A 1,725-nucleotide genomic window follows, 5' to 3' on the forward strand; every position below is an offset into this window, starting at 1 on the left:
CCACCGAGAAGATCGACGGCGTGATTGCGCTCATTATGGCACTGGATCGTGCGATTCGGTGTGGGAATGATACGTCGGAATCGGTGTACGAGAGTCGCGGCGTGTGGGTGTTTTAGATGGTTGAATTTGCGTAATGGGTAGATGAGACTTAACAAATTGGTATATCACACCATGTTATACACTGCCTATTTGTTTTCAAATTCTTTTTTTAGTTTTTTCATATCAGCATTTACAACGGTATTCCACTGATCAATGGCATCGGTGGGAATAGGTAGCCTTATGTTATCACCTGATTGAGATGAAATTTCTAAATAAAGTTTATCAACATTTTGTATAAAGTTCCCCCATTTGGGTGATTCTACTGAGAAATACTCAGCAGCGGAGCTATGCATATTTAATTCAATAATTTTAGAAGTTCCATCATTAGCTACTACAATGAATCGAGGTTTATGATTTTTGTTAATTAAAGCGTCGAAATCCATACTCCAACTGCAAGTAAGTGATGTTGCAATATCGCTAGGACCGAGCGTAGCCGTATTTCTGTATTTTTGTACTAACAAGGTAAAGCCACCATATTGTTCATGCTCTTCATATAGTTTGCTTGTGTATAAAAAGAAACCATCCTGTGATTGCGTTGTTATGGCAGGCCCTTTTATCTTGAAACCATCAATATATCGTAGATTCTTCTGTTTAGATGAATTTGCATTTTGATCATCTAAGGTATTCTCGTTCAGAGTATTTTTTGTTGATGATGCCAACTCAATATTTGCACCAGAATTAGGTGATGTGTTTTCGAAATCTCCCTTTGTAGCAGTATCATCTCCTACGGAGACGGATGTATTATCATAAGTATTTTGGTTGGGGGATTTAGCTGAGGGATCAGTTTCTCCAACATTGACACTTATGGGGTCTGGGGCTTTATCTTGAACAACTGAAGCATACTTATGAGTGCGCTCTGTACGCACAATCGTTTCGGCGAACGCATCAGAAGATAGGGTACTTGCGATAAGTAATGAAAGCAATATGCATTTCCCGTGTTTAGAAATAATCATAGTCTCTACCTCACTATAAATTATTTATAGATTTAATGCTGATGAGCCAAAGCTAAGAGCAAAATATCCCCATATTTCTTGCTATGAAATATCCTTTTATTATTAATTCGTTAAAACATTAGATATTCCTGTTCGTTGCTCAAAAATCCTTATGTTTCGAAAACATAATTCTGTAAAGGAGCGTGATGCTCATGAACTTCTTCACAAAACTCTTCCGTTCACGGGACAAGCCCATGAATCACCTCGGCGGCTTGTCCTTTTTGTTTGGTCAGACGGTAGCGGGCAAGGCGGTCAACGAACGTACTGCAATGCAGACAACGGCAGTCTATGCCTGTGTCCGTATTCTTGCCGAATCCATCGCAGGATTGCCGCTCCACGTCTACGCCTACAAAGCTCAGGGAAAAGAGCGCGTGCCGGAGCATCCGCTGTACTTTCTGCTCCACGATGCGCCGAACCCAGAGATGACGAGTTTCGTATTCCGCGAGACTCTCATGGCACATCTCCTTCTGTGGGGAAATGCTTATGCCCAGATACTTCGAGATGGCAGGGGGCGTGTTCTCGGACTCTATCCGCTGCTCCCGGATAAGATGGAGGTGAGCCGTGACAGCCGCACAGGCGAACTCTACTATACTTACACGCGAAGCACGGAGGAGAATCCGAATTTTGCGGACAA

2 protein-coding genes are annotated in these 1,725 nt (G+C 42.3%); one reads left to right on the plus strand and one right to left on the minus strand.

Annotated elements, in window-relative coordinates:
• Positions 1-185: 185 nt before the first annotated feature.
• The gene (locus HMPREF1992_RS00345; protein WP_006696269.1) at positions 186-1,052 is read right to left on the minus strand and encodes a hypothetical protein; all 867 of its coding nucleotides are present in this window, start codon (positions 1,050-1,052) and stop codon (positions 186-188) included.
• Positions 1,053-1,243: 191 nt separating this feature from the next.
• On the opposite strand from HMPREF1992_RS00345, the gene HMPREF1992_RS00350 reads away from it, so the two are divergent.
• A partial coding sequence (locus tag HMPREF1992_RS00350; RefSeq protein WP_037357756.1) for a phage portal protein occupies positions 1,244-1,725 on the plus strand: 482 nt, incomplete at its 3' end.

It is taken from the genome of Selenomonas sp. oral taxon 892 str. F0426 (genome assembly GCF_000468035.1).
Taxonomy (GTDB): Bacteria; Bacillota; Negativicutes; order Selenomonadales; family Selenomonadaceae; genus Centipeda.

Excerpts from the sequence above, each read along its gene's own strand:
- HMPREF1992_RS00345 (WP_006696269.1), bottom strand. The coding sequence starts at position 1,052 with ATGATTATTTCTAAACACGGGAAATGCATATTGCTTTCATTACTTATC.